24 protein-coding genes and 1 tRNA gene are annotated in these 24,981 nt (G+C 36.5%); 19 read left to right on the plus strand and 6 right to left on the minus strand.

The genetic code is table 11. The features are described 5' to 3' along the window. Window positions 1-112: 112 nt before the first annotated feature. Window positions 113-1,027, minus strand: a complete 915-nt coding sequence (gene miaA / locus BUB03_RS17120; protein WP_073065472.1) for a tRNA (adenosine(37)-N6)-dimethylallyltransferase MiaA — start codon at window positions 1,025-1,027, stop codon at window positions 113-115. 43 nt (window positions 1,028-1,070) lie between these two features. On the opposite strand from miaA, the gene BUB03_RS17125 reads away from it, so the two are divergent. From BUB03_RS17125 to BUB03_RS21940, 4 genes are all read left to right on the plus strand, one after another. Further along, window positions 1,071-1,928 (plus strand): YicC family protein, encoded by an 858-nt coding sequence (locus tag BUB03_RS17125; protein ID WP_040998256.1) that lies wholly within the window; start codon window positions 1,071-1,073, stop codon window positions 1,926-1,928. Window positions 1,929-2,015: 87 nt separating this feature from the next. Beyond that, window positions 2,016-2,582, plus strand: coding sequence for a guanylate kinase (gene gmk / locus BUB03_RS17130; RefSeq protein WP_073065475.1), 567 nt, complete (start codon window positions 2,016-2,018; stop codon window positions 2,580-2,582). Window positions 2,583-2,698: 116 nt separating this feature from the next. After that, entirely contained in the window at window positions 2,699-3,718 is a 1,020-nt protein-coding gene (nadA, locus tag BUB03_RS17135; RefSeq protein WP_040998260.1) for a quinolinate synthase NadA, read from the plus strand. Between the two features lie 40 nt (window positions 3,719-3,758). Beyond that, window positions 3,759-3,905: a bacteriocin-like protein gene (locus BUB03_RS21940; protein WP_155859161.1), complete on the plus strand. Its 147-nt coding sequence runs from the start codon at window positions 3,759-3,761 to the stop codon at window positions 3,903-3,905. A gap of 77 nt (window positions 3,906-3,982) precedes the next feature. Here the strand turns inward: BUB03_RS21940 and BUB03_RS21945 are convergent, their stop codons facing one another. After that, window positions 3,983-4,153 carry a bacteriocin-like protein gene (locus BUB03_RS21945; protein WP_155859162.1) on the minus strand — a complete coding sequence of 57 codons (171 nt, stop codon included), beginning with the start codon at window positions 4,151-4,153 and terminating at the stop codon, window positions 3,983-3,985. A 370-nt stretch (window positions 4,154-4,523) separates the two neighbouring features. Between BUB03_RS21945 and thrA the strand changes: the two genes are divergently transcribed. The 7 genes from thrA (at window position 4,524) to BUB03_RS17170 (ending at window position 11,678) form a co-directional block, all read left to right on the plus strand. After that, window positions 4,524-6,974: a bifunctional aspartate kinase/homoserine dehydrogenase I gene (gene thrA, locus BUB03_RS17140; protein ID WP_073065478.1), complete on the plus strand. Its 2,451-nt coding sequence runs from the start codon at window positions 4,524-4,526 to the stop codon at window positions 6,972-6,974. Window positions 6,975-6,984: 10 nt separating this feature from the next. Then, window positions 6,985-7,908, plus strand: coding sequence for a homoserine kinase (locus BUB03_RS17145; protein WP_073065481.1), 924 nt, complete (start codon window positions 6,985-6,987; stop codon window positions 7,906-7,908). Between the two features lie 29 nt (window positions 7,909-7,937). Then, window positions 7,938-9,236: a threonine synthase gene (thrC, locus tag BUB03_RS17150; protein WP_073065761.1), complete on the plus strand. Its 1,299-nt coding sequence runs from the start codon at window positions 7,938-7,940 to the stop codon at window positions 9,234-9,236. 11 nt (window positions 9,237-9,247) lie between these two features. Continuing rightward, complete coding sequence (gene folB, locus BUB03_RS17155; RefSeq protein ID WP_040998266.1) at window positions 9,248-9,619, plus strand: dihydroneopterin aldolase; 372 nt, start codon at window positions 9,248-9,250, stop codon at window positions 9,617-9,619. 30 nt (window positions 9,620-9,649) lie between these two features. Next, window positions 9,650-11,014, plus strand: coding sequence for a DUF4403 family protein (locus BUB03_RS17160; RefSeq protein ID WP_073065484.1), 1,365 nt, complete (start codon window positions 9,650-9,652; stop codon window positions 11,012-11,014). A 28-nt stretch (window positions 11,015-11,042) separates the two neighbouring features. Next, window positions 11,043-11,549: an RDD family protein gene (locus BUB03_RS17165; RefSeq protein ID WP_073065486.1), complete on the plus strand. Its 507-nt coding sequence runs from the start codon at window positions 11,043-11,045 to the stop codon at window positions 11,547-11,549. Between the two features lie 58 nt (window positions 11,550-11,607). Then, window positions 11,608-11,678, plus strand: a tRNA-Cys gene (locus tag BUB03_RS17170). A 316-nt stretch (window positions 11,679-11,994) separates the two neighbouring features. Here BUB03_RS17170 and BUB03_RS17175 read toward each other — a convergent pair. The 3 genes from BUB03_RS17175 to BUB03_RS17185 form a co-directional block, all read right to left on the minus strand. Then, entirely contained in the window at window positions 11,995-14,565 is a 2,571-nt protein-coding gene (locus BUB03_RS17175; RefSeq protein WP_073065488.1) for a TonB-dependent receptor, read from the minus strand. Further along, window positions 14,565-15,311: a GLPGLI family protein gene (locus tag BUB03_RS17180; protein WP_040997157.1), complete on the minus strand. Its 747-nt coding sequence runs from the start codon at window positions 15,309-15,311 to the stop codon at window positions 14,565-14,567. Before BUB03_RS17180 ends, BUB03_RS17175 begins: the two co-directional genes overlap by 1 nt. Window positions 15,312-15,386: 75 nt before the next feature. Beyond that, a complete protein-coding gene (locus tag BUB03_RS17185) occupies window positions 15,387-15,695 on the minus strand; it encodes a hypothetical protein (protein WP_040997159.1) in 309 nt (102 codons plus the stop codon). Between the two features lie 1,176 nt (window positions 15,696-16,871). Between BUB03_RS17185 and BUB03_RS17190 the strand changes: the two genes are divergently transcribed. Then, window positions 16,872-17,699 (plus strand): glycosyltransferase family 2 protein, encoded by an 828-nt coding sequence (locus BUB03_RS17190; RefSeq protein ID WP_073065491.1) that lies wholly within the window; start codon window positions 16,872-16,874, stop codon window positions 17,697-17,699. 136 nt (window positions 17,700-17,835) lie between these two features. On the opposite strand, the gene BUB03_RS17195 is transcribed toward BUB03_RS17190, so the two are convergent. Beyond that, complete coding sequence (locus BUB03_RS17195) at window positions 17,836-18,282, minus strand: hypothetical protein (RefSeq protein ID WP_073065494.1); 447 nt, start codon at window positions 18,280-18,282, stop codon at window positions 17,836-17,838. Window positions 18,283-18,520: 238 nt separating this feature from the next. Between BUB03_RS17195 and BUB03_RS17200 the strand changes: the two genes are divergently transcribed. From BUB03_RS17200 to pyrF, 7 genes are all read left to right on the plus strand, one after another. Continuing rightward, on the plus strand, window positions 18,521-19,081 hold the full coding sequence (locus tag BUB03_RS17200; RefSeq protein WP_040997163.1) for a YMGG-like glycine zipper-containing protein: 561 nt from the start codon (window positions 18,521-18,523) through the stop codon (window positions 19,079-19,081). Between the two features lie 52 nt (window positions 19,082-19,133). Next, window positions 19,134-20,765 (plus strand): LIC_10190 family membrane protein, encoded by a 1,632-nt coding sequence (locus tag BUB03_RS17205; protein WP_073065497.1) that lies wholly within the window; start codon window positions 19,134-19,136, stop codon window positions 20,763-20,765. A gap of 50 nt (window positions 20,766-20,815) precedes the next feature. Then, on the plus strand, window positions 20,816-21,886 hold the full coding sequence (gene aroC / locus BUB03_RS17210; RefSeq protein ID WP_073065499.1) for a chorismate synthase: 1,071 nt from the start codon (window positions 20,816-20,818) through the stop codon (window positions 21,884-21,886). A 17-nt stretch (window positions 21,887-21,903) separates the two neighbouring features. Continuing rightward, window positions 21,904-22,467, plus strand: a complete 564-nt coding sequence (locus tag BUB03_RS17215; RefSeq protein WP_040997170.1) for a thioredoxin family protein — start codon at window positions 21,904-21,906, stop codon at window positions 22,465-22,467. A 46-nt stretch (window positions 22,468-22,513) separates the two neighbouring features. Beyond that, complete coding sequence (locus tag BUB03_RS17220; protein ID WP_073065502.1) at window positions 22,514-23,053, plus strand: TlpA family protein disulfide reductase; 540 nt, start codon at window positions 22,514-22,516, stop codon at window positions 23,051-23,053. Window positions 23,054-23,133: 80 nt separating this feature from the next. Then, window positions 23,134-23,475, plus strand: coding sequence for a YkvA family protein (locus BUB03_RS17225; RefSeq protein WP_040997716.1), 342 nt, complete (start codon window positions 23,134-23,136; stop codon window positions 23,473-23,475). Between the two features lie 116 nt (window positions 23,476-23,591). Beyond that, window positions 23,592-24,971, plus strand: a complete 1,380-nt coding sequence (gene pyrF, locus BUB03_RS17230; protein ID WP_073065505.1) for an orotidine-5'-phosphate decarboxylase — start codon at window positions 23,592-23,594, stop codon at window positions 24,969-24,971. Window positions 24,972-24,981 lie beyond the last annotated feature (10 nt).

Below are 24,981 nucleotides of genomic sequence, written 5' to 3' on the forward strand. Positions count from 1 at the left end.
TGGAGAAATTATGTCTAATTAAGAAAACCAAATAGTTTTTAAAGCTTATGCAATTGAAAGCAAAGCTTATCTTAAATAACTCAATGATTCTTAATGGTTAAATATGAAATATTTATTTTTGAAATTGTACAGAAATCCATCCCAAAAGGTCTTCAAAATCCTTCTGAGAATATCCTAAAGGTAAATAATGAATATCATCTGCCTTTCGGTACCAAGTTAGCTGACGTTTTGCATACCTGCGGCTGTTTTTTTTGATCTCGGAAACGGCAAAATCCAGGTCCCATTCACCGTCAAAATATTTAAATAATTCAGAATAACCCACGGTTTTCAATGCTGTAAGATCTTTATAGGGTTCAAGGCTTTCCGCCTCTGCCAGTAAACCCTTCTCCATCATTATATCCACTCTCCTGTTGATCCGGTCATAAAGCTCTTCTCGCGGAGCTTCAATACCAATGCGAATTACATTGAAATCCCTTGAATCCTGGGAAACAGCAATCTGCTCGGAATATTTTTTATCCGTCTGCCAGATTACATCAATAGCCCGTAAAAGTCTCCGGTGGTTGTATACATCCACCACTTCAAAATATTCGGGGTCCAGATCCTGTAAAATTTCCTGAAGCTTTTCTATCCCTTCATGATCAAAAATTTCCTGTAATTTCTTCTGGTTGGCTTCATCAGCTTCAGGCAGATCATTCAGACCTTCAATGACAGCTTTTTCATACATCATGCTTCCACCGACTAAAATAACGGTGTCATGATCAGTAAAAAGTTCGTTGAGCTTTTTCAGGGCATCTTCCTCGTACTGCCCGATAGAATAATAGTCCTGAACCGAAAGATTACCTATAAAATGATGGGGAGCCTCTGCAAGCTCTTCTTCAGAAGGTGATGCCGTCCCTATTTTCATTTCTTTAAAAAACTGGCGTGAATCACAGGAAACAATTTCGGTATTGAAATGCTTTGCCAGATCAATTGCCAGTCTTGTTTTGCCTATTCCAGTGGGGCCTACAACAGAAATCAAATTTTTCACAGTGCTAATTTAAATGTTTATCTTTGTACAACAATAAAAAACTATGATTTTATCAATGACGGGATTCGGCAGAGCCGAAGGTGTTTTTGAAGGTAAAAAGATTTCGATCGATATTAAATCACTGAACAGCAAAAGCTTTGATTTAAATATCAAAGTTCCTTTGCGTTATAAAGAGAAAGAATTCGAAATCAGAAAAATCCTTAACGACAGAATTATCCGTGGAAAGGTAGACTGCTACATCAATCTGGAAAATCTGGAAGAATCCAACGATGTGAAAATTAATAAGAGTTTAATAGATGCTTATATCAATGAACTTCGTAACATCGCTTCTGACGGTCCGGACTTTGAATACCTGAAAATGGCTGTAAGGCTTCCTGACGCCATTACATCAAGACCCGACGAGCTTACGGAAGGTGAATGGGAGGCTTTGGCCAAAATCGTTCACGCCGCAGTAGACCGTTTTATGGAATTCAGAAAAGCAGAGGGCGCTATTTTACATGAAGAACTTGAAAGAAATATCCAGAATATTGATCAGTATCTTTCCGAAGTCATTCCTTTTGAAGAAGAAAGAATCATTGCTGTGAAAGAACGCTACCAGAAGTCTTTAAAAGAATTTGAAAATGTAGATGAAACACGTTTCTACCAGGAAATGGCCTATTTTACGGAGAAACTTGATATTGCAGAAGAAAAAGTACGACTCACCCAGCATCTTAAATACTATAAAGAAGTAATGGATAATGAAGATTTCAACGGAAAAAAACTTGGTTTTATTTCTCAGGAAATCGGAAGAGAGATCAATACTTTAGGTTCAAAAGCCAACCATGCAGAGATCCAGAAACTGGTGGTTATGATGAAAGATGATCTGGAAAAAATTAAAGAGCAGACGTTAAACGTATTATAAGTTACGGGGTACGAGATGCGGGATGATTTCGAGTTAACAATAAAGCGGAATTAAACCCGGAACTCAAAACCCGGAACCCGGAACAAAATGAATAAAGTTATCATATTTTCAGCACCGTCGGGGAGCGGAAAAACTACATTAGTAAAACATTCTCTGGAAACATTTCCGGAACTTGCATTTTCAATCTCATGCACTACAAGACAGCCCAGAGGAAGCGAAATGCACGCCGTGGATTATCATTTTTTGAGTCCGGACGAATTCAGACAGAAAATAGCGGAAGATGCTTTTGTAGAATATGAAGAAGTGTATACTGACAAATATTACGGTACTTTAAAATCTGAAGTGGAAAAAATCTGGAATCAGGGAAAAGTGGTCATCTTTGATGTGGATGTGAAAGGTGGAATTTCTTTAAAAAAATATTTTGGAGAAAAAGCTCTTTCCATTTTCATTGAGCCGCCTTCCATAGAAGAATTGGAACGAAGATTGATCTCCAGAAACACAGATGATGCAGAAACCATCAAAACCCGTGTAGCAAAGGCAGGAGAAGAAATGACCTTTGCGAAAGAGTTTGACGAGATCGTTATCAATACCGATCTTGATGAAGCAAAAAAAGAAATAGAAAGTTTAATAAAAAAATTTATAGAAAGAAACTAGAAACTATAAATTAGAAGTCAGCATGACATTAAATTACTTATTTTAAGTCATACCTGATATTCTAACCTCTAATTTCTAATCTCTAACTTCTATAATCAAAAAACATTGAGGTTGATATGAGTACCGAAACATTAGAAAAAGCTAAATCTGCCATTCCTGTAAGAGGATTTTTGGATATAAAAGATATAGCAATCCCTCAAGGAGAAGAATTGGTGAAAGCCATTCTGAAACTTAAAGAAGAAAAAAATGCAGTGATCCTGGCCCATTATTACCAGCCGGGAGAAATTCAGGATATCGCTGATTTCCTGGGTGATTCCCTGCAGCTGGCAAGACAGGCTAAAGAAACCAATGCAGACATGATCGTATTCTGCGGAGTCCATTTCATGGCGGAAGCTGCGAAAATCCTGAATCCAACTAAAAAAGTAGTTCTTCCCGACACTATGGCTGGATGCTCCCTGGCAGACGGATGTTCAGGTGAAGGCCTGAGAAAAATGCGCGAGCAACACCCGAATGCCCTGATTGCGACATATATCAACTGTAATGCAGAGACCAAAGCTGAAAGTGATATTATTGTAACCAGTTCCAATGCGGAAACCGTGATCGAAGCACTTCCAAAAGACCGTCCGATCATCTTCGCGCCGGATAAAAACCTGGGAAGATATCTATCTAAAAAAACCGGCCGTGATATGATCCTTTGGGATGGAAGCTGCATCGTGCATGAAGCATTTTCGATGGAAAGAATTGCCCAGCAGCTTGCAGACAATCCTGATGCAAAATTAATTGCCCATCCGGAAAGTGAGGAAGCCGTACTGAAACTTGCGCACTTCATTGGGTCTACTTCTGCCCTATTGAATTTTGTAGAGAAAGACGACTGCCAGAAATTCATTATCGCCACAGAAGAAGGAATTCTTCACGAAATGAAAAAACGTGCACCGCATAAAGAACTTATCCCTGCTCTTGTTTTTGACGAGAGCTGCAACTGTTCAGAATGTTTCTACATGAAACGCAATACCATGGAGAAACTTTACCTGTGTATGAAATACGAGCTTCCGGAAATCCTTATCGACGAAGAGCTTCGTTTAAGAGCTTTGAAGCCGATTGAAGCGATGCTGGATCTTTCAAAAAGCATAAAATAATTTTTTCATATATTTAAGGAACCAAACAAAATCCTTACTTATGAAAAATTTAAAAAAATTAGACAAAGAATGTCTGAAAAGCATCAATGGCGGAACAGCAAGCGAGTGTGACACTTATTGTAAACCCGGTGAAGTATGCATTCCCGGAGTATGTGGCAGCGCCCCAAAATGTTTAGCCACTTCTTAAAAATTGGTGAACTCATCAATTTTAATAGTATAAGGTTGCCTCTTTGAGGCAACCTTTTTTAATTTACTGAGGAAATATTACACCATCGGAGGGTAACAGGTTCCTCCGGGAGTTCTCCAGCAGCCCCATGCGCCGCCACCACGGAAACATACATAGGCCGCACCCCCGCATGTTTCAATCTGAAACTCGGTAAAACCGCCACTGATTCTGCTTTTTTCTTCTCTCGAAAGTTTTTTCAAATTTTTCATATTTTAAGATTTGATTGTTAGGTTATACAAATATCAATAATATACTTTTTAAAACAAAGCCTAAACAAACAGGTATCCAAATTCTCAGAAAATGATACGCTTGAATTGATTTATGTATGATCATTTCTCATAAATAATTTTGTTATCTCCAAATAATTTGTACATTTGTTCGGTAAAGAATGAATTTTCTAAGAAACATATCAGATATTTCTGTACCGGAATTACTTTCGGCATTATCATCTGTTTCTACATTCACAACTACAACAACTACCCCGTAGCGGGGTAAATTTTCACATATTATTTCCTGTACCCGTACTCTTTTTTTAAAGAGTAACCTCTCTTATTTTACCCAACTTCAAATACCCATCAGATGAAAGTCTTAAAATTCGGCGGTACATCAGTTGCCAATGCCCGGAATATTATTCTGGCAGAAAATATTATTAAAAAAGAAGCTTTACAAAGCAAAGTTATTGTTGTAGTTTCAGCACTTCACAGTGTTACCGACAAACTGATAAAAGCAGCTGAGTATGCTTCTGCTAAAAATGAAAACTATATCCCGGTCATCAAAGATCTTGAAGAAAACCACCTACAGCTCGTTAAAGAACTGATTCCTGTTTTGGAGCAAAGTTCATGGCTCAGTTTCGTAAAAAAACATTTTAACGATATGGAAGATATTTATAACGGTATCTTCGTTCTGGGTGAATTCACAGATAAAATCAAAGACAGAATCACTTCATATGGTGAATTTTTGTCATCTAACATTATCGCGGCGAGACTTCAGTATCAAGGGCTGGATTGTCTGTGGATGAATTCGGCTGATCAGATTAAAACAGACAGTAACTTCAGCCATGCAAAAGTAGATTTTGAAATGACAGATCACAATTTAAAGAATTTTGCAGCCAATCATAAAAATCAGATTATCGTTGCTCCGGGCTTTATTGCCAGCGACCAGAACGGAAATGCTACGACCTTAGGAAGAGGTGGTTCAGATTATACCGCAGCCATCATTGCAGCAGCAGTTTCAGCTGAAGAACTTCAGATCTGGACCGATGTGAATGGCATGATGACCGCAGATCCAAGATTAGTTTCCAATGCAAAACCAATCCCGGAAATCTCGTATCATGAAGCGATGGAACTCTCCCATTTTGGAGCTAAAGTGCTTTATCCGCCATCCATACAGCCGGTAATGGCAAAGAATATTGACCTTAAGATTAAAAATACTTTTGAGCCGGATGCCCACGGTACTCTGGTTTCACATAATCTGAAAATGTCGTCAGATGAAATCAAAGAAGCTGCTGCAGGGGTTTCTAATATGAGTCATATTGCTCTTCTTACTTTGGAAGGCAGCGGAATGGTTGGAATTCCCGGAATTTCTGCCAGACTCTTCCAGTGTCTCAGCTTTGAAAAAATCAACGTTATTCTCATTACCCAGGGATCCTCGGAGCATTCTATCACAATAGCCGTTAATGAAAAAGATATTTATCATGCAGAAAATGCGGTCAATTCATCATTTGCCGACGATATAAAACTTCAGCGAACTGCTCCTGTAAAAATAGAAACCGGGCTTTCAATTGTTGCGCTGGTAGGAGAAAATATGAAAAACAGAAGCGGGATCAGCGCCAAAATGTTCGGATGCCTGGGTAACAACGGCATTAACATCAGAGCTATCGCCCAGGGATCTTCAGAAAGAAATATCAGTATTGTAATTTCAGAAAAAGACACTAAAAAAGCAGTTAATGTCCTTCATGAAGAATTTTTTGAATCCGAAATCAAGCAGGTACATCTATATCTGTGCGGCACCGGAAATGTAGGTTCAAAACTTGTAGAACAGATCTTTGAGCAGAATGCTTACCTCCGCGAAAACAATTTGATCAATTTAAGAATAGCAGGACTTTCCAACAGCCGGAAAATGATTTTTTCAGACCAGGGAATCTCCGAAAATGATTATAATAATTGGAGTGAAAGAGGGGTTGAAGCATCCATTCATGGTTTTGCAGAAGAAATCATTTCAAGGAATCTGCGGAATTCTGTTTTTATTGACATTACAGCCAGTTCAGAAGTTCCGGCAGTATATGAAAGCCTCTTAAAAAGAAGCATTAATATCGTTGCCTGCAATAAAATCGCAGCTTCCTCAGATTTTGCAGTGTATAAAAATTTAAAAAATACAGCCCGGAACCATAGCTGCCGTTTCTATTTTGAAACCAATGTAGGCGCAGGACTTCCGGTTATCGGTACCATTAATGACCTCATCAAAAGCGGGGACAGAATTACATCTATCCAGGCTGTTTTAAGCGGAACCCTGAATTTTGTTTTCAACAATTATGACGGGAACAGAACCTTTTCAGAAGTTGTTGCCCAGGCACAGAAGGAAGGCTTTACAGAACCGGATCCCCGTCTGGATCTCACAGGAACAGATGTAGCACGGAAAATTTTAATTCTGGCAAGAGAAGCAGGCTATCAGCTTCAGTTCGAAGATATTGAGAATGAAAGTTTTCTGCCGGAGGTATGTCTTCAGGGAAGCGTAGAGAATTTTTATGAAAAACTTACTGAATATGAAGATCACTTCAAAAATCTGGTGAATGATGCACAAAACAAGGGCAAAATTTTAAAATATACTGCTGAATTTAAGGATGGAAAAGCTAAAGTAGGCCTTCAGCATGTAGCTCCGGAAAGTGACCTGTATCACCTGTATGGCAAAGACAATATTGTTATCTTCAAAACTTTAAGGTATTCCGAACAGCCTCTGGTTGTAAAAGGTGCAGGGGCAGGTGCTGAAGTAACAGCAAGCGGTGTTTTTGCAGATATTATACGTTCAGTTTAAAATAAATAATATGAAAAAAATAAAAATAAAGGTTCCCGCTACCGTTGCCAATCTTGTCTGCGGGTTTGACATCCTTGGAATGGCCATTCATGAACCTTATGATGAAATGGAACTGAAACTGCTGGATAAGCCGGAGATCATAATCAGGCATGAAGACCAGTTCGGACTTCCGGAAAATCCGTCAGAAAATGTAGCGGGTGTTGTACTGCAAAATATCGTGCAGGAATTAAACCTGACGACAGGTTTTGAAGTAACGATCCGTAAGCATATCAAGCCGGGCAGCGGGCTCGGCTCCAGCGCGGCTAGCGCCGCCGGAGCCGCTTTTGGAGCCAATGCCTTATTGGGCAATATTTTATCTGATGAGGAATTGGTGCACTTTGCCATGTTCGGGGAAGAACTTGCTTCGGGAGTCCGCCATGCGGATAATATTGCTCCATGCATTTATGGAGGGATCACTTTGGTAAAATCCTCCTCTCCTGTTGATATTATTCCACTGAGAAGCCCGGATCTGTATGCTGCTGCAGTACATCCGCAGGTAGAAGTTAAGACTTCCGATGCCCGGCAGATTCTAAAGAAAAATATCTTATTAAAAGATGCTGTTGAACAATGGGGAAACATTGCCGGACTGGTAGCCGGAATCCTTAAAAATGACATTTCCCTGATCGGGAGAAGCCTTAATGATGTGATCATAGAACCTGTAAGGAGCATTCTGATTCCGAAATTTGAAGAGATCAAAACGAAAAGTATGGAAGCCGGAGCACTTGGAGGCGGAATTTCCGGTTCAGGCCCTTCCATTTTCATGCTTGCGGAAGAAAAAGAAACAGCAGAAAAAATTGCACAGCTGATGAAATCCGTATATAATGAAATTGGAATCATGAGCTTTGTATACGTATCAAAAATAAACCCTTCCGGAATTGAAATCGTTGAAGAATGATCAATGATGAACCCAACAAATTAAAAACAATGAAATATTATAATTTAAAAAACAGGCAGGAAACCGTTGATTTTAAAACAGCCACTATAAAAAGCCAGGGAAGCCAGAAAGGACTTTTCTTCCCGGAAATTATTCCTCAGTTTGATGAAGAATTTATTAAAAATCTGCATTTGTATTCTGATGAAGAAATTGCTTTCAGATGTATGAAAGATTTTATCGGTGATGAAATTCCTGCAGATGTATTGAAAAATATTGCAGCAGAGACCATCAGCTTTGATATTCCTTTGAAGAAAATCAATGAGCGAATCTCTATTCTTGAGCTTTTCCATGGGCCTACTTTAGCCTTTAAAGATGTGGGAGCCCGCTTTATGAGCCGATGCCTTTCCTATTTCCTGAAGGATCAGGATAAAAAGGTAACGGTGCTTGTTGCCACTTCCGGAGATACCGGAGGAGCTGTTGCTCATGGTTTTTACAATGTACCGGGAATCAATGTTGTGATTCTTTATCCTAAAAACAGGGTAAGTGTCGTTCAGGAAAAACAGCTTACTGCATTAGGAGGAAACATTTCTGCGCTGGAAGTGGATGGTAATTTTGACGACTGCCAGAACCTTGTGAAACAGGCATTTTCGGATGAAAGTATTAATACCGAACTGTTTTTAACTTCGGCGAACTCTATTAATGTCGCAAGATGGCTCCCACAGCAGATTTATTATTTACTAGCTTTAAAGCAATGGAAACAACACGAAAGCCAGGATCCGGTGATTGGTGTCCCAAGCGGAAATTTCGGAAATATCTGTGCAGGACTCCTTACCTATTTCCGGGGACTTCCTGCAGAACATTTTATTGCTGCCTGCAATGAGAATGATGTGGTCCCCGATTATCTGAAAAACCGTCAGTACCATCCTAAAAAAGCTGTGCCCACCTTATCCAATGCCATGGATGTGGGTGATCCAAGTAATTTCACAAGGATTCTGGAGCTTTTCGGGCATCAGTTTGATTCATTAAAAAAGATGATTTCGGGATATTCCATCGATGATGCATCAACATTAGAAACTATAAAAGAAGTTTATGAAAAATATGAATATATCCTAGATCCTCACAGCGCAGTTGCATTTGCTTCCCTGGAACAATACCTGAATGAAAATCCGGGTAAAAAAGGACTGATACTTGGAACCGCACATCCCGTAAAATTCCCTGAAGCCGCGGAAAAAGCAGCCCATATCACTATTGAGGTGCCTGAGGCTTTGTATTCCCTCATGAAAAAGGAGAAAAAAACTGTAGAAATACATGCAGATTTTGAAGAATTAAAACGATTTTTGCTGAAATAAAATCAGAAGCAATGAGCAAGATCTTTCTTGAAGATGTAAAAATATATGCCTATCACGGCGTACTTCCCGAAGAAAATATCATCGGGACCTATTATATTTTGAATGCAGAACTGCACACGGATCTTTGGAAAGCCGCAGAAACGGATGACCTGAACGATACGATAAGCTATGCTGATATCAATGGGATCATTCATCGGGAAATGACCACCAAGTCTAAATTACTGGAACATGTGGCGGGAAGGATCATCACGAAGATTCACCAAAGTTTTCCCCAGATTTCATATATCAAGCTGAAGATCACGAAGACTTCACCACCGATGGAAGGTGAAATGAAGGGGGCAAGTATTGAATTGGAAAAAAGCTTTAAACCTGACGATTTTTAAAATTTTTATCTTAACAAAAAATATAAAGAATTGAAATCCATCAAATTATTATTTTTATTAAGCTTCGCCATGGTTTTTGGCCAGACTGCCGCCGATAATCAGCTGGCTGTTTATAATTTCCCGAAAATACAGTCCAATATTACAATGCCGGTCACTATTCCGCTTTCCGAAATCAGTAATATGATTAACGCCTCGGTAAAGGATCTGATATTTCAGGATGATTCCTATACGGATAACAATAACGACCAGTTTAAGGTAAAAGTATGGAAAACCCGCCCTATCCGCCTGGTCGGCGGAACAAACCAGAACCTGCTGATTGAGGTTCCTATAAAAATATGGGCAGAGAAAGGCATCGGCACATTGGGAGTATATTCGTATCAGAATACAACTTTTGAAACAGTTATGTCTTTCAATACAGCTATCAATTTCCGGAATAACTGGACAATTTCTACCAATACGCAGCCCAACGGTTTCAGATGGGTAACAAAACCGGTCCTGGATTATGGCAAAATACAGATCCCTATCACTTCACTGGTAGAGAAAAGCCTGAAAGAACAGCAGGGAAAATTCGCTAAAACCATTGATCAGCAAATGGCTACCCAGCTGAATTTCCAACAGTATGCGGTAATGGCCTGGAATGTTTTTGCCCAGCCTTTTAATATTTCTGAAGAATATAATACCTGGCTGAAAATAAGCCCGATTGGTGTGAACATTACTCCTCTGAAATTCTACGGAAATGAGATTACTACCAATATAGGAATGGACATTTATTCGGAAACATTTACGGGGAGTAAACCTGCAGCTACCCCAACAGTAAAGTCGGTAAGCAATTTTAACGTTGTTCCTGCTTTGGCAGATAAATTCCTTCTGCAGACCACAGCGAATGTCCCTTTTTCCGAAGCAACGAATATCGCCCGCAATATGTTTATGAATAAAGAATATGATGTAAGAGGCTCTAAAGTAAAGATCAAAGATATCCGGGTTTACGGTTCAGAAGGAAGAGTGATCATTGAAGCCGAAACGGAAGGTTATGTAAATGGTAAAGCCATTATTTCCGGAATTCCCGTATACGATGAAACGAAAAAGAAAATTGTACTCTCCAACACCAAATTTAATCTGAGAACCGCCAATATTCTGCAGAAAACAGCTACCCTTCTTTTTAAGGGGAAAATTGTAAAGATGATTGAAGAGGAATATGGAATCCCAACTCAGGAACTGGAGCTGGCTTCAAAGAAAAGTATAGAAGAAGCATTTAATAAAGAATATTATAAAGGTTTAAAAATGAATGGGAGAGTTTTTAATCTGAAACCAGGCCGCGTTTTATTAAACGAATCGGGAATTACTGCCGTTATTGAAACCAATGCCACTTTAAAATTAATACTTAACGGAATTTAAATTATAGATCAAAAAAAACTAATACACAATGAGGAAATATCTGGCAGCTGTCGACAGACATAAGGCCACATCAGGTAATCGCTTTCTTAATTACTTTTTAGACAGACTTTTTATACAGGCTATTAACTATGCATTCTTTTTTATATTTGGAATAGGATATTCTATAATATATGGAGAGGAATTTTATGCTGAAAATGAGGATCAAAGTTTTACTTTTACTATAATCTCGCTCTTCATTTATCTGGCTCTGTCTTTTTCCTATTTCTTTTTTATGGAATATTATCTGGGTAAGACTATCGCTAAATATATTACAGGAACAGAAGTAATCAGCATAGATGGAAATAAACCAACAGTCCAACAGATTATTACTCGTACATTTTCCCGTGCCGTACCTTTTGACACACTTTCTTTTTTAGGGTATAACGGCTGGCATGACAGCTGGAGTGATACCAGAGTGATCAATGGTAAAAACTATGTTGCTGAAAAACAATTAAAAGAAGAGATAAGCAGCATCGGAACGAAAGAAATGACTTAAAAATTTTTGTTCATTAAAAAAAAATGCTATATTTGCACACCTCAAAAATGGTAAAAATGGTACTTTGGCCGAGTGGCTAGGCAGTGGTCTGCAACACCATCTACAGCGGTTCGAATCCGCTAGGTACCTCTTCAAAAACCTCTAATTATCTAAAAGATTTTTAGAGGTTTTTTATTTACAATCATCTTTATTTTGAAAACTACAAAAAAAGCCTCCCGGGGCACGAGAGGCAAAAGTGTAATTTTTAGAAATGAAAGATATATTATTAGTGATGGTAATAGTTTTTAACCAAACCATATGCCATGAGTACACATAAATCCAAGAATCGTGATTTTTGTGGTATCTTTTCTTGAAAAATATAATTTTCAGGAAAGAAAACCACAAAAACAACACAAAAAATTTTACCTGTTTAAATTATCGTTAAAAAATGATCAATTTAAATTAATCAAAAATTGAATTTCAATCCGGCCATAATGTAACCCCGAAGAGCTGTTGTAGAAATTTCATCTATACCAAGCTGGCTTGTGTAGCTATTGATGTACTGAAAAGAGTTTAAATTGAGGATATTGTTAAACTGCAGATTGTATTCAAAGTTTGATTTCTCTTTCCTGTAGGAAACCTGGCCGCCGATTAAAAAATTCCTGAGTGTGGTTTCTCCTGTCTTCTGTACTAAATATTCACCTAAAATATTTCCTAACCATTCTTTCTTAATATTGGCTCTTACCCCAAAAGACAGTTTTATATTATCCTGCTTAGATGTGGTGTCATAAAAACTCTGTTCAAAAATGCTTTTAGTAAGAGTATAGCCCAAATCGAACTGTAGCGGCTTATTTTTAAAATTCGTAGAGAGTTTTTGAGACAACTCAAAATTCTTAACAGAAGAAATGTTTTCATTGTCACTGATAAAATTTACATTTCTGCTTAAAGCACTCGTAAATTTTGTTTTTAAAATATAATTCTTACTAATTCGCCGGTCGCCTGCAAATAGCAATACGAATCGGTCATTATATTTCCCGATTGTATTTTCCATCCCTGAAAATGTACCATAATTGGTTGTATTGGTCGTATAGCTTGGCTGGGTTTTATCATACATCAGCATAAGAAACATACTGCTTCCTTTTTCTAAATAAGCACGGTGAAATGTTAATTTATAACTATCTGTATTGCTTAATAAATCAGGTGTAAGGTTCACATTTTGATTAAAATATAAATCTCTGGTATACAAAGGGTTATATTGAAGGAGTTTCAAAGTAGGAAGTTTGTACTTTGAGTTATATTCAAAACTGATTTCTGTATTCGCCTTAGATGTAGGACTGTACTGCAATCTCAGTCTTTTCTCAAAATAATGTTTCTCATATTCATTTACATTTAGAAAATGAGAACTTAAGGAAGCTGATAAATCGAATTTCCCTACCTGTCTGTAAATATTCAGATCATTAATGTAGTGATAAGTTTTTAGTATTCTGTTCTCGCTGGTCTGTGATACAGATTCAGTAAGTTCTGATTTTTCATTTTTATAAGAAAATCCGGAATGAAAATTGACGTTAACAAAATTGTTTTTATTCTTTAAGTAAAAGTCCAGCCCATATCTGTTTGAATTAACATCATACTGCTGAAATAGTGAATTATTACCGGTCAGAAAAAGATTATTATTTGAAAGTATATTTAAACCTCCCGAATAGTCCTCATTCAGCTGGCTGAAGGCAAAGATTATTTTTGAATTATTCAACTGCTTATTCCACGAAAAAAAATTACTTATACCATTATTTTTTACCGTATTACTAATCGTATAAAAATTAGCATTGACAGGAGCATAACGATCTATGTTTTGGTTAAAATTATCCTGAGTAGGATTATAGCCGAAATTATAATACAGAAAACTCTCATCTGCAAAGCTCTTTTTCACCTTAATCTGAGTAGTCCCTAAAAAACCTTTATTGTTTTCTGTTCTTTGCTCATAAAAGTTAAAATCTTTTGACTGTCCTTCAAATACAGTCCTTGTAGAAGTTGAAAATTTGTCCAGCTGAGCATTATTCAAAATAGAAAAAGCTGTAATACTAAAATTATTTTTCGACTTTGAATATTGCAGGGCTCCAAACTGATTATCTTTAGATTTTACTTTCCCGTCATTATTAAGAAAAGTAGGAATGTCTATATTTGAATTATTATCCGCATTATCTATATCCTCCTGTGTATTCATCTCGTAAAAGTCCATAAAGCTGATAGGATCTTTGGCAATATTATTGGCATCGGCAATCAAAGCTAGGTTACCAAGCTTTCCGAGTCTGAATAAATTGGTATGTCCCAGGTATGAATTTTTAGTCCCGTAATTAGCCTCTATGTTTCCGGTAACCTTTCCTTTATACTCTTCTTTCAACTTTAAATTAAGTGCTGTAGAACGGTTCCCGTTAATGGTTGTATAGTTTTGCCAGAGATCAATGCTTTCAACCATATCAGCTGAAATATTCTGAGTAGCCATTTTATGGTTTTTTCCGAAAAACTCGTTTCCTTCTATTAAAACCTGACCTATAGATTTCCCTTTGTAGGTTACTTTTCCGTTTTCATTAATATTCAGTCCCGGAAGTTTTTTAATGAGATCTTCGATTGTTCTTTCCGTACCGTCTCTTACAGCCTTCAGATTAAAAGCTATTGTATCCTCTTTGGCACTTGCTATTTTGGGACGTGCTTTTATTTCTACCGTAGGAATTGTTTTAACCTGGGATTCCAATACCACCCCAAAATCATTTTTTTCGTTGGTATTAACCTCTACTACTTTTGTTTTGTATAATAAAGAGGTAAATTTCAGGGAAAAAATTCCTTTTTCGGAAAGCACGAAAGTACAAACGCCTTTATCGTTTGTTTTTTGAAAATTTAAGGTTTTTCCATTTTTAAGAATCTGAACATTTACTTCAGAGATAGGAATTCCGCTTGCTTCTTTAACTTCAATATTGATGTTTTGTGAAAAAGAATAGCTGAAAAAGAGTAAAAAAACAATAACTGAATATTTAAAATTCATTATAACCTGATGTCTGTATGCGTTTCTTTTACTTTTGATGCATTTTTCATAATCTCCTGAATTTTATCCCTGTCTTTTTCCTGATCAAAAACTTTAAGTTTCGGATTCATCGCTTCAAAATCGGTTGCTTTTCCATCATTACTTATCTTGGTGGCATAGACAATAAAATTGGCAGACTCCACTTTCAATACAAGACCGGGAAAACTGTTATATACATAAGGACCTGCGCTTACCGGAAATTCTTCTGCATACCATACTTTTACCAAACCTCCATTATCTAATGTAACCTCTGCTAATTTACAGGTATATTTTTCAATCTGCTCTACATCATCTTTATATTCTACCTTAGAGAATTTAGGAGTATAATATTTATAAAATTCATCATCTCCAAAATTTTGATATTGGTAGAAACCCGGATCATTTTTTTTATGAAAAATTTTAATAGGTTTTATAACAAAAGATTCCTTTGCTATATTCGTTGTCCTTTCATCAACTTTTTTTCTTTCTTTTTCATTTACAAACCCTTCAGTAGTAATATTTTTATAAAACGTATTCCCTTCATTGAAATAAAGGATTTGCTTTTGAGGTTTTTTAAGCTTTTCTTCAGCCTGATTTTTAAATGCACTTGAAGATTCAGAAGAATATTCATTAAGATTCTGCTTATTTACATATTCATATTCTACTTTTAAATTTTGAGCATGAATAAGATTTACAAAAAATAAAGAGATAAAAAGAGTATATTTCATATCTAATAAAATTGTATTTACAAGAGCGTCTAAATCATCAGACGCTCTTATTATTATACTTTCTGTAAGTATTGTTTAGCAACCATACCAATAGGTGGTCATCACTAAATCAGTTGATTTTGTTACAATAAGATTTCCCATACCATCATCAAAATAAGTATAAGTAACCTCAGTAGTAAAAACAGTGTGATGGCAGATATTTTTTACATCTACTGCTTTTTCACTTGTTTTCACGTCATCCAAAGAGTTCACTTTAACAGTTGTAGATTTCAAAGATACAGCTTCTTTGTTGTCATTGGAAAAATTTTGAGCTGGTGCATTGCTTTTAGCAAATCCTAAAGTGGTTCCCGCGAATAACATCGCTGTGAATAAGAATGTTTTCATTTTTTTGTTTAATTTTTGAATTGAGTAAATTGTTTTACATGGTCTTTCGCTGATCAGCTTTATAATTATTCTTTATACTGTACACATACAAAAAATAAATATTAATTTTTACCCCCACAGCAAAGATGATCAAGATCAAACGATGGTGCAAGTACATAGCTTATAGATTTATAAATCCATGTGCCTAATTTTATAAATACACCACCATTAAACCATTGAATATAAGAATATTACTATTTCCAATAGAACTTAAACTTATCCTTTATGACTTTCTTTAAAACAGACAGAAATTAGTACCTACGATTGTTTTACTTTTTTTAAACTTCCCCCTTTGTAATAAAATATCTAGTATAAAAACTCATTCTGAATCTTATTTTCCGTCCTGAATACTACCACCAATCTTAATAGCATATAACAAAAATCCCCGAATTGCTTCGGGGATAAAAACTAATAACCATGAAAACTCAAATTAAACATGAGTTGCTTCATATATTGAAAAATCGTGCCAAAGTTTCAATTACAAAAAAATACTTTTTAAATAGAATAACACCATATTATAGTCTACTACCTCCTTGAATTGATTATAAATAAAGCATTTAGGGGATAATTCCGCTATCCACCCCATACATTTACATGACGAATATCATATTTTGACACTATTATAATGAACTGATTCTTCTCTTTTTAATAAGAGCTTTACTAAAACTAAAACGATATTTCTGCCAGAAAAGTATAAATAAATATTAAGAAACTTATTTAAATAAAACTTTCCTTTTATATAAATAAAAAGCCTCCATAGCGGAGGCCTCAAAAACACAAATGATGAAAAAAAAATTTTTATAATTTAAATAATAAACTATTCATTATAATTCTACATTTCAAAAATACCTGTTTTACTTTTTACATTTTATGAGTACAGTCATAAACATAATTTTTAACAAAATTATTTTCAAATAATGAGTGTAAAAGTCACCTAAACAATTGAACTTAAGCACTTAATTTTTTATAACAGATAAATAACCGCACTTTTAATAATTAACATATTCATATCAATAAATAATTATAAAAACACATAATTCCATAAAGTAGTAAAAAAATACGATATCCACCATGATTCAGGTCATATTTTTTATACATTTTAATTTTTAGTTTTACAACTTATTAATTCAATTAAAAGTGACAAAATTCTCTATACTCATCGCTAATTATAATAATGGTAAGTACTTCAGAGACTGCTATAACTCACTGATGAGTCAAACCTACAAAAACTGGGAAGTTATAATTGTTGACGATGCTTCTACCGATTGTTCCGTGGAAACTATCGAAAGTATTATAAAAAACGATCCCCGGTTTAGATTGTACCGGAATGCCACCAATCGGGGATGCGGTTATACTAAAAGAGAATGCATGAAATATGCATCAGGAGACCTATGTGCCTATCTGGACCCTGATGACGCCCTATATACGGACGCTTTAGAAAAAGCCGTACATGAATTTTCTAAAGATGATATTGTAGCAGCTTATTCTCAAATGATGCTTTGTAATGAAAACCTTGTTCCTGACAAAATATTTGGAGGAACAAAACAAATCTACAACAGCAGATATTTTTTCAATTGCCCTACCCAGTTTGCCCATCTCTTCACTTTTAAAAAAGAAACTTATCTGAAAACTTCAGGCATCAACCCCAATCTGAAAAGCGCTGTAGACCAGGATCTATATCTGAAGATTCTGGAACATGGGAGTGTAAAATACATTAAGGAACCTCTTTATCTTTACCGTCTGCACTCTAACGGCATTTCTCAGCAGAGTTTCAAGCAGGGAGCAAAAGAATCCTTTGCCAAAGTAATTCATGACACGATGAAAAGAAGAGGAATCCGAACCATTAACAATAAAATAGTTCCTGAAATATATCCCAATTCACAGGAAATCTATGACCTTCTGAATTATCAGACCTATAAGCTTCACAGGCTCATCAATAAAGTAAAAGTAACTTTCAATATGTAATGACAGCTTCCCGGAAAAGAGGAGCTTTTTATTGAATATCATTAAATATAAAAATAGCCTCCAGGTTCAGGAGGCTCAAAAACACAAATTAAAATTCTCTTATGAGAATTTAAAGTAGATTTAATCTTATCCGGAACTACTCAGCCCACGTCATAGGAATATACACAGTCACATACCCGTCTGCATCTACCTGGGCATCTGATACCGTTCCTGTTACAGAACCATAACCGGCCCAGCCGCCTTGCCCCTGCATAGCAGAAAAAGTATACGTTCCCGCTGGAATTCCCTCATTATATGCCGGAAGAGCCTGGAAACCTCCCCCATAATAAGTATCATAAACTTCTCCCGTAGCCGTATTTTCAGCCAGGAAGCTTCCTACATCATAGTTTCCTGAAAGAGACTTTGTTCCATCCAGATTCACAATACCGAATCTTAGCTTGTAAGTCTGAGTCTTTGAAGCCAGTTTAGAGGTTTCAGGTTGCGTCTGGGTTTGAACATCTGATATCATATCATCGTTTGAACATGATAAAATTGCAGTTGCCAAGGCCACAAAAGCCATTGTTTTAAAGATTGTTATTTTCATAATAAAGTAATTTGGTATTTCAAAAGTAACCAATTCATATGAATTGAATAAAAACTTTTAATTAATTAAAAATTACATCCCGAACCGCACTATAAGCTAAAACCTCGTGATTTTTCTTGTCACTTTTTTATCGAATGTACCACTTTAACATTTATTAACTAAATTTTGGCTTCATAATTGAAAATAAAAAGAAAGTTGCCACCGTTTCGGTTGAGACTACTTATTAAAAATTTGAATTATGAGAAAGATAGTATTAGCAGGGTTTTTATCAGTTTTTTTACTGACAGCCTGTAAAAAAGACGAAAGGACAGCTGAAAAATCTCTTGAAGAGCAAAAACTTGAATTTCAGGCAAGACAGCTTGAAATAGAAAAACAAAAGCTGGCCATCGAGAAAGAAAAAATAGTGTACGAAGCACAGAAAAAAGCAGACAGTATCTCTGAAAGCAAAAGATCTCAGGCAGCGGCTGCAGCCAATTCAAAGCCTCAGATCATAAGAGAGACGAGAACAGTATATAGAGACAGAGGATCCAATTCTAACTCGGGAAGTGGAACCTATGCAAATAATGGCAACAGCTCTTCACAAGGTACCGGTACCACCGCTACCCAGAAGAAAGGATGGAGTAAGGCAGCCAAAGGAACAGCGATCGGTGCTGTAGGTGGTGCTGCTTTGGGAGCCATTGTTGCTAAGAAAAACAGAGGTCTTGGAGCCGTGATAGGCGGTGTCGTTGGGGGTGCAACCGGTTATACGATCGGTAGGGCCGGAGACAGAAAAGACGGAAGAGTTCAACCACGTAACTAATATTTTTACGATAACATTTAAAAGATTGCTTATTTTTAGGCAATCTTTTTTTATGATTCTACTTCTCCTTTCTTCAGTTCTTATCCTTTCAGTGCTTGCGGGCTGGGGAAAAGTAATAGAAAGCTTCCTGGGAACTCTTTCCGGAGAAGTTGCCGGTAGTATTCTGACAGGCATACTGGGAATCAGTATGGCATGGACTGTATTGTCTTTTTTCGTACCTATTAATATATATGTGGAAATTCCATTTGTACTCACCGGAGTTTTCTTCTTTTTTCAAAAGAAAATTTATAAGGAGATTAATCAGTTTTCAAAGAAAGACACTTTTTTGATCAGCGGTATATCATTAATTATTTTATACTGCAGTTCTTTCCACCCTTATATACTGGATCATTTTGGGTATTATGTTCCTTCCATCAAATGGATTACAGAGTTTGGACTGGTAAAAGGGATTTCCAATCTCGACCTTACATTGGGACAAATGTCTGTGTGGCATATTTTCCAGGCAGGATTTTCGGGTTTTTCTGACCCCTTTTTAAGAATCAATGCCATTTTACTTATTGTTTATACTCTTTATATTTTTAAAAATAAAACCTGGATCCAACTGTGCTTCATTCCTGTTTTACTGCTTTTCTCACAGTCCCCCAGCCCGGATCTCCCTGTAATTGTCTTATCACTCATCCTGTTAAATGAAATCCTTCAAAAGAACAGAGATATCAATCTTCTCTTTGCTTTTGCCGTTTTTGTTTTTTCCATCAAACCCACAATGATATGGCTTCCATTACTTGTATTTTTATATTCCATATTTATGGTAAAGCCTAATTATAAAAGCTGGATCTTAGGAACAGGAATTCTTATTTTATTCTTTATTAAAAATATATGGACGTTTGGATATCCTGTATTTCCTGTTTCAGCAGGTGACTTTGATCTTAGCTGGAAACCTAACCCGGAAGTATTAAAAATTTCTTCACAATATGCTGTTCAGAAAACTTACGACATGCAATACACGTATGAAGAAATTCAAAAATTCTCTTATTTTGAAGCAGTAATGAACTGGCTTACATTGGAAGGAATTAAATCAAAAATCAACATATTTTTCATTTTAAGCCTGATTTTGTTTTCAGTTTTTGCTTTTGTTAAAAAGAAAAAGATCATCAGCCTGATCTGCATTTCAATCCTGATAAAAAGTGCATTTGTTTTAGCCTTTTCAGCACAATATCGGTTTTTTATAGATGTTTTTTTTGTTATATTTTTTATTCTGCTTATTCATCTTAACAAAAGAAACGCTCTTATTTTTTTCTCAGCAGCAAGCATATTCGTCATAGGAATTTTAAGCTTTCCTGACTTCATCCGCCAATGTATTCCAAGTTTCAGGCCTGGGAATTTTATGGCAGGAGTAAAAAAAGAACAGATGTATAAGCCTTCAGCCTATCACTACAATAAATTTGAAACTTTCCGGATAGGAAACTTAAAATTCAATGTATCAAAAGATTATCCTTTTAATTTTGACACTCCTGTTCCCGCAATTTCAGAGAGTTACATTATTGATGATGTCAATGCCGGAATTTTCCCGCAATACATCGACCCAAAAAATATTAAAAAAGGATTTATCTGGAAAAAACTCACTTCAGAACAAAAAAAGGAAGCAGAGAACGTTATCAATAATATCAAAAACACCGATAAATAGAACAAATCCAGAAACTTTATTATCTGAAGAAAAATAGGTAATTTTGTACTATGTTCAACACATTAGGTAATCTTCTCAGTCTTACAACATTTGGAGAAAGTCACGGCGTGGCTTACGGCGGTATCATCAATAATTTCCCGGCAGGTTTAACGGTAGATTTCGATAAAATTCAATATGAATTGGATCGCAGGAAGCCCGGCCAGTCCGCAATTGTCACTCAAAGGAAAGAAAGTGACACGGTAAAGTTCCTTTCAGGGATCTTCGAGGGAAAAACTACAGGTACTCCAATAGGTTTTATTATCGAAAACGAAAATCAGAAGTCGAAAGACTATGATCATATAGCAGATTCGTATCGCCCGAGTCATGCAGATTTTACTTATGACCAGAAATTCGGGATCAGAGACTATCGCGGCGGCGGAAAATCCTCAGCAAGGGAAACCATCAACTGGGTGGTTGCAGGAGCTTTGGCCAAACAACTTTTATCCGGTATCGAAATCAATGCCTATGTATCTTCCGTAGGCGATATTTTCTGTGAAAAACCCTACCAGGATCTGGACTTTTCAAAAACAGAAAGTAATGATGTACGCTGTCCGGATGCCGAAACTGCTGAGAGAATGATCGAGAGAATCAAAGAGATCAAAAAAGAAGGCAATACCATTGGTGGAACTGTTACCTGCGTGATCAAAAACGTTCCCGTAGGTATTGGAGAACCTATATTTTCCAAGCTCCAGGCCGAATTGGGAAAAGCCATGCTGAATATCAACGCCTGTAAAGGATTTGAATACGGAAGTGGTTTCTGCGGAGCTAAAATGACCGGAAAAGAGCATAATGATGCTTTTAATACAGATTTCACCACTAAATCTAATCTTTCCGGAGGAATTCAGGGAGGAATCTCGAATGGTATGGATATTTATTTCCGTGCAGCATTCAAACCTGTAGCTACGATTTTAAGACCACAGGACAGCGTAGACAAATACGGAAACCCTGTAATTGTAGAAGGAAAAGGACGTCATGACCCATGTGTAGTACCAAGAGCCGTTCCCGTTGTGGAAAGTCTCGCTGCATTTGTACTGGCTGATTTGTTTTTGATCAACAAGACAAGAAACATCAATAATTTTTAATATAAATATTTTTGGTAATGAAAAATTACTGGGATCAGGGAATATCTTTTGAAGAATATATCCGCATCGGAAAAGAAAGATTAGAAAATCCTTCCAACCAACAGGAAGCTGATTATAAACAATACTATGAGCTTGGGCTTCAGAGAATGGACAGAACCCTGAAAAAGTATGTTCCGGACGAAGAACAGTTAAAAGAACTGGCTTCTAAAAATTTTGACGGGAAAATACTCATTATTTCGGAAGCCTGGTGTGGTGATGCCAGCGCTACAGTTCCTGCCCTTGTTACTTTTTTCAAAGGACACAATGAGGTAAAAATCTTCCTCAGAGACAGTGATAAAAGCCTGATCAGCCAATATCTGACCAACGGTACAGAATCTATTCCCAAAGTAATTATCCTTGATAAAGATTTCAATGTGAAAAATTCCTGGGGGCCTCGCCCAAAATACGGATACGAGCTGCTCATGAAGCACAAAGCAGATCCGGAAGCATATCCGAAAGATAATTTTTACAATGACCTGCAGCTGTATTATGCCAAAAACAGAGGAAAAGATGCAGTTCAGGAGATCCTGGAATTACTATAATATATATAGTATTCCAGAAGGCAACAATAAACAGTAAAGATCAGCTATGAAAAAGAACATCATTTATATTGTCCTCATCATTATTATCGGTGTGATAGCCTTCGTCCCGGGTGTAAAAGAATATCTCAGAGATCAGTTTTTCCCCATCGCAACGATCGAAAATGCCGTACACGTAAGCGAAGAAGATTATGACATCGAACTGAAAGGAATTAATGTGCCAAGCACCAATCTTAAAGCCTTTAAAAATAAGCCGGTTTTCCTTAATTTCTGGGGAACATGGTGCCCTCCATGCAGAAAAGAATGGCCTACCATCCAGAAATTATACGATTCCAGGAAAGGAAATGTAGATTTTATTCTTATTGCGATGAACGATAAGGAAGAAGATGTAAAAAAGTTTTTAAAAGATAATAACTATTCAGTTCCCGTCTATATTGCACAGAGTCCTATTTCTGAAAAAATCCTTCCCAAAGTATTCCCTACCACTTTTCTTATTGATAAGCACGGAAGGATCATCATCAAGGAAGATGCCTACAGAGATTGGAATACAGAGACTGTGCATCAGTTCATTGACAATATTATCAAATAGTTTTTTAACTAAATTTTATAATTAATTGGTATAGAATTTGCGAAATTTACTACGTTGAAATGATAAAACTAAACACAAAAATGAAATATTCAAAATTGAATCTTGCAAAAGAAGCCATCAGCCACAAAGGCTTCGTTAAAAAAATCCCTGACATTTTCAGGATGGTCAAATTATGGAGAAAAGGCGAATATCCAATGAAATCCATTGATATTATCCTTCCTCTTCTTGGGATTTTATATGTAATCTCCCCTATTGACTTACTTCCTGAGTTTGCAGTACCCGTTTTGGGAGTGATGGATGATCTTGCCGTATTGTCGCTGACGATTCCAAAACTAATTAAAGAAGTGGATAAATTTTTACTGTGGGAAGCAGAACAGAGGCTGAAAGGCACTAAAATTATTGACGCAGAAATTATAAAATAATATTTACAGAAAATATTTTTAAAACCATCCTTAACTATTTCAGGATGGTTTTTTATTTGACAAAATTTTTAAGCCTTATTTCAAATGATTAAATTTGCACTATCTAATAAAAAATAATGGAAAGTAAAAAAGAGTTTTTCTTAGAGTGTTACAAACTGGGCATCATCAAATTCGGGAGGTTTACCTTAAAAAGCGGTATTGAAAGTCCGTTCTATGTAGACCTCAGGCCTTTGGCATCAGACCCTAAAATCTTAAAGAATCTGGCAAATTATTTATTGGAAATGCTTCCGCTGGATAATTTTGATCTCATCTGCGGGGTGCCTTATGCAGCCCTTCCGATGGCTACTGCCATGTCTCTGGAAAGCTATATTCCATTAATTATCAAAAGAAAAGAAGCAAAAAATTACGGAACAAAGAAGCTGATCGAAGGAATTTACCAGAAAGGGCAGAACTGTCTTTTGGTGGAAGACGTCATCACTTCCGGAAAATCTCTTATAGAAACTATTGCAGAAGTAGAACAGGAAGATCTTAAAGTAGCGGATATCGTTGTTGTTCTCGACAGGGAACAGGGCGGGAAACAATTATTGGAAAGCAAAGGCTACAGAGTTCATACCCTTTTCAATATTTCCGAAGTTTGTACTATTCTTCAGGAAACCGGAGAACTGTCTGATGAAGAAGTAAAAAGAATCCAGGACTTCCTTCAGGGAAACCATATTCAGTTTGAGGAAAAGACCAGAAGCTCTTACGAGCAGAAGCTGGAGCATGCGCAACATTCCGTTTCTAAAAAACTACTGGAAACTGCTCTGGCAAAAAAATCCAACCTTATTGCATCTGCTGACGTTACCACAACCCAGGAACTTCTTGCTCTTGCTGAAAAAGTAGGACCTCATATTGTTGCCTTAAAGACTCACATAGATATCATTTCAGATTTTGAATACGAAAAAACAATTGTCCCTTTAAAAGCATTGGCGGAAAAACACCGGTTCTTACTGATGGAGGACAGAAAATTTGCAGATATCGGCAATACCCAGGAACTGCAGTTTACCAGCGGTGTATTTAAAATTACAGACTGGGCAGATTTTGTTACTTCACAGGTGATAGGAGGATTTGAATCTTTAGACTGCTTCAAAAATGTAGGAGTTGTGGCTATTGTGGGAATGTCTTCCAAAGGTACCCTTACTACAGCCAGCTATCGCGAAGAAGCTTTAAAAGTAGCGTTATCCCATCCTAACGTAATAGGAGGTGTATCTCAGAATCAGATCCCTGAAGAGCTGCTGTTATTTACTCCGGGTGTTAATCTTGCAGACTCAGGAGACGGAAAAGGACAGCAGTACAATACACCTGAACATGTTTTCAAAATGCTCCACTCCGATTTTATCATTGTAGGAAGAGGAATTTATAAATCTGATGACCCTGAAACCGCCGCCGTTACTTATAAAAACGAAGGCTGGAATGCATATGTTAATTCTTTGCAAAAAAACATGATCCAGGGCTAAATTCTGCTGA

Source organism: Chryseobacterium oranimense (assembly GCF_900129755.1).
Taxonomy (GTDB): domain Bacteria; phylum Bacteroidota; class Bacteroidia; order Flavobacteriales; family Weeksellaceae; genus Chryseobacterium; species Chryseobacterium oranimense.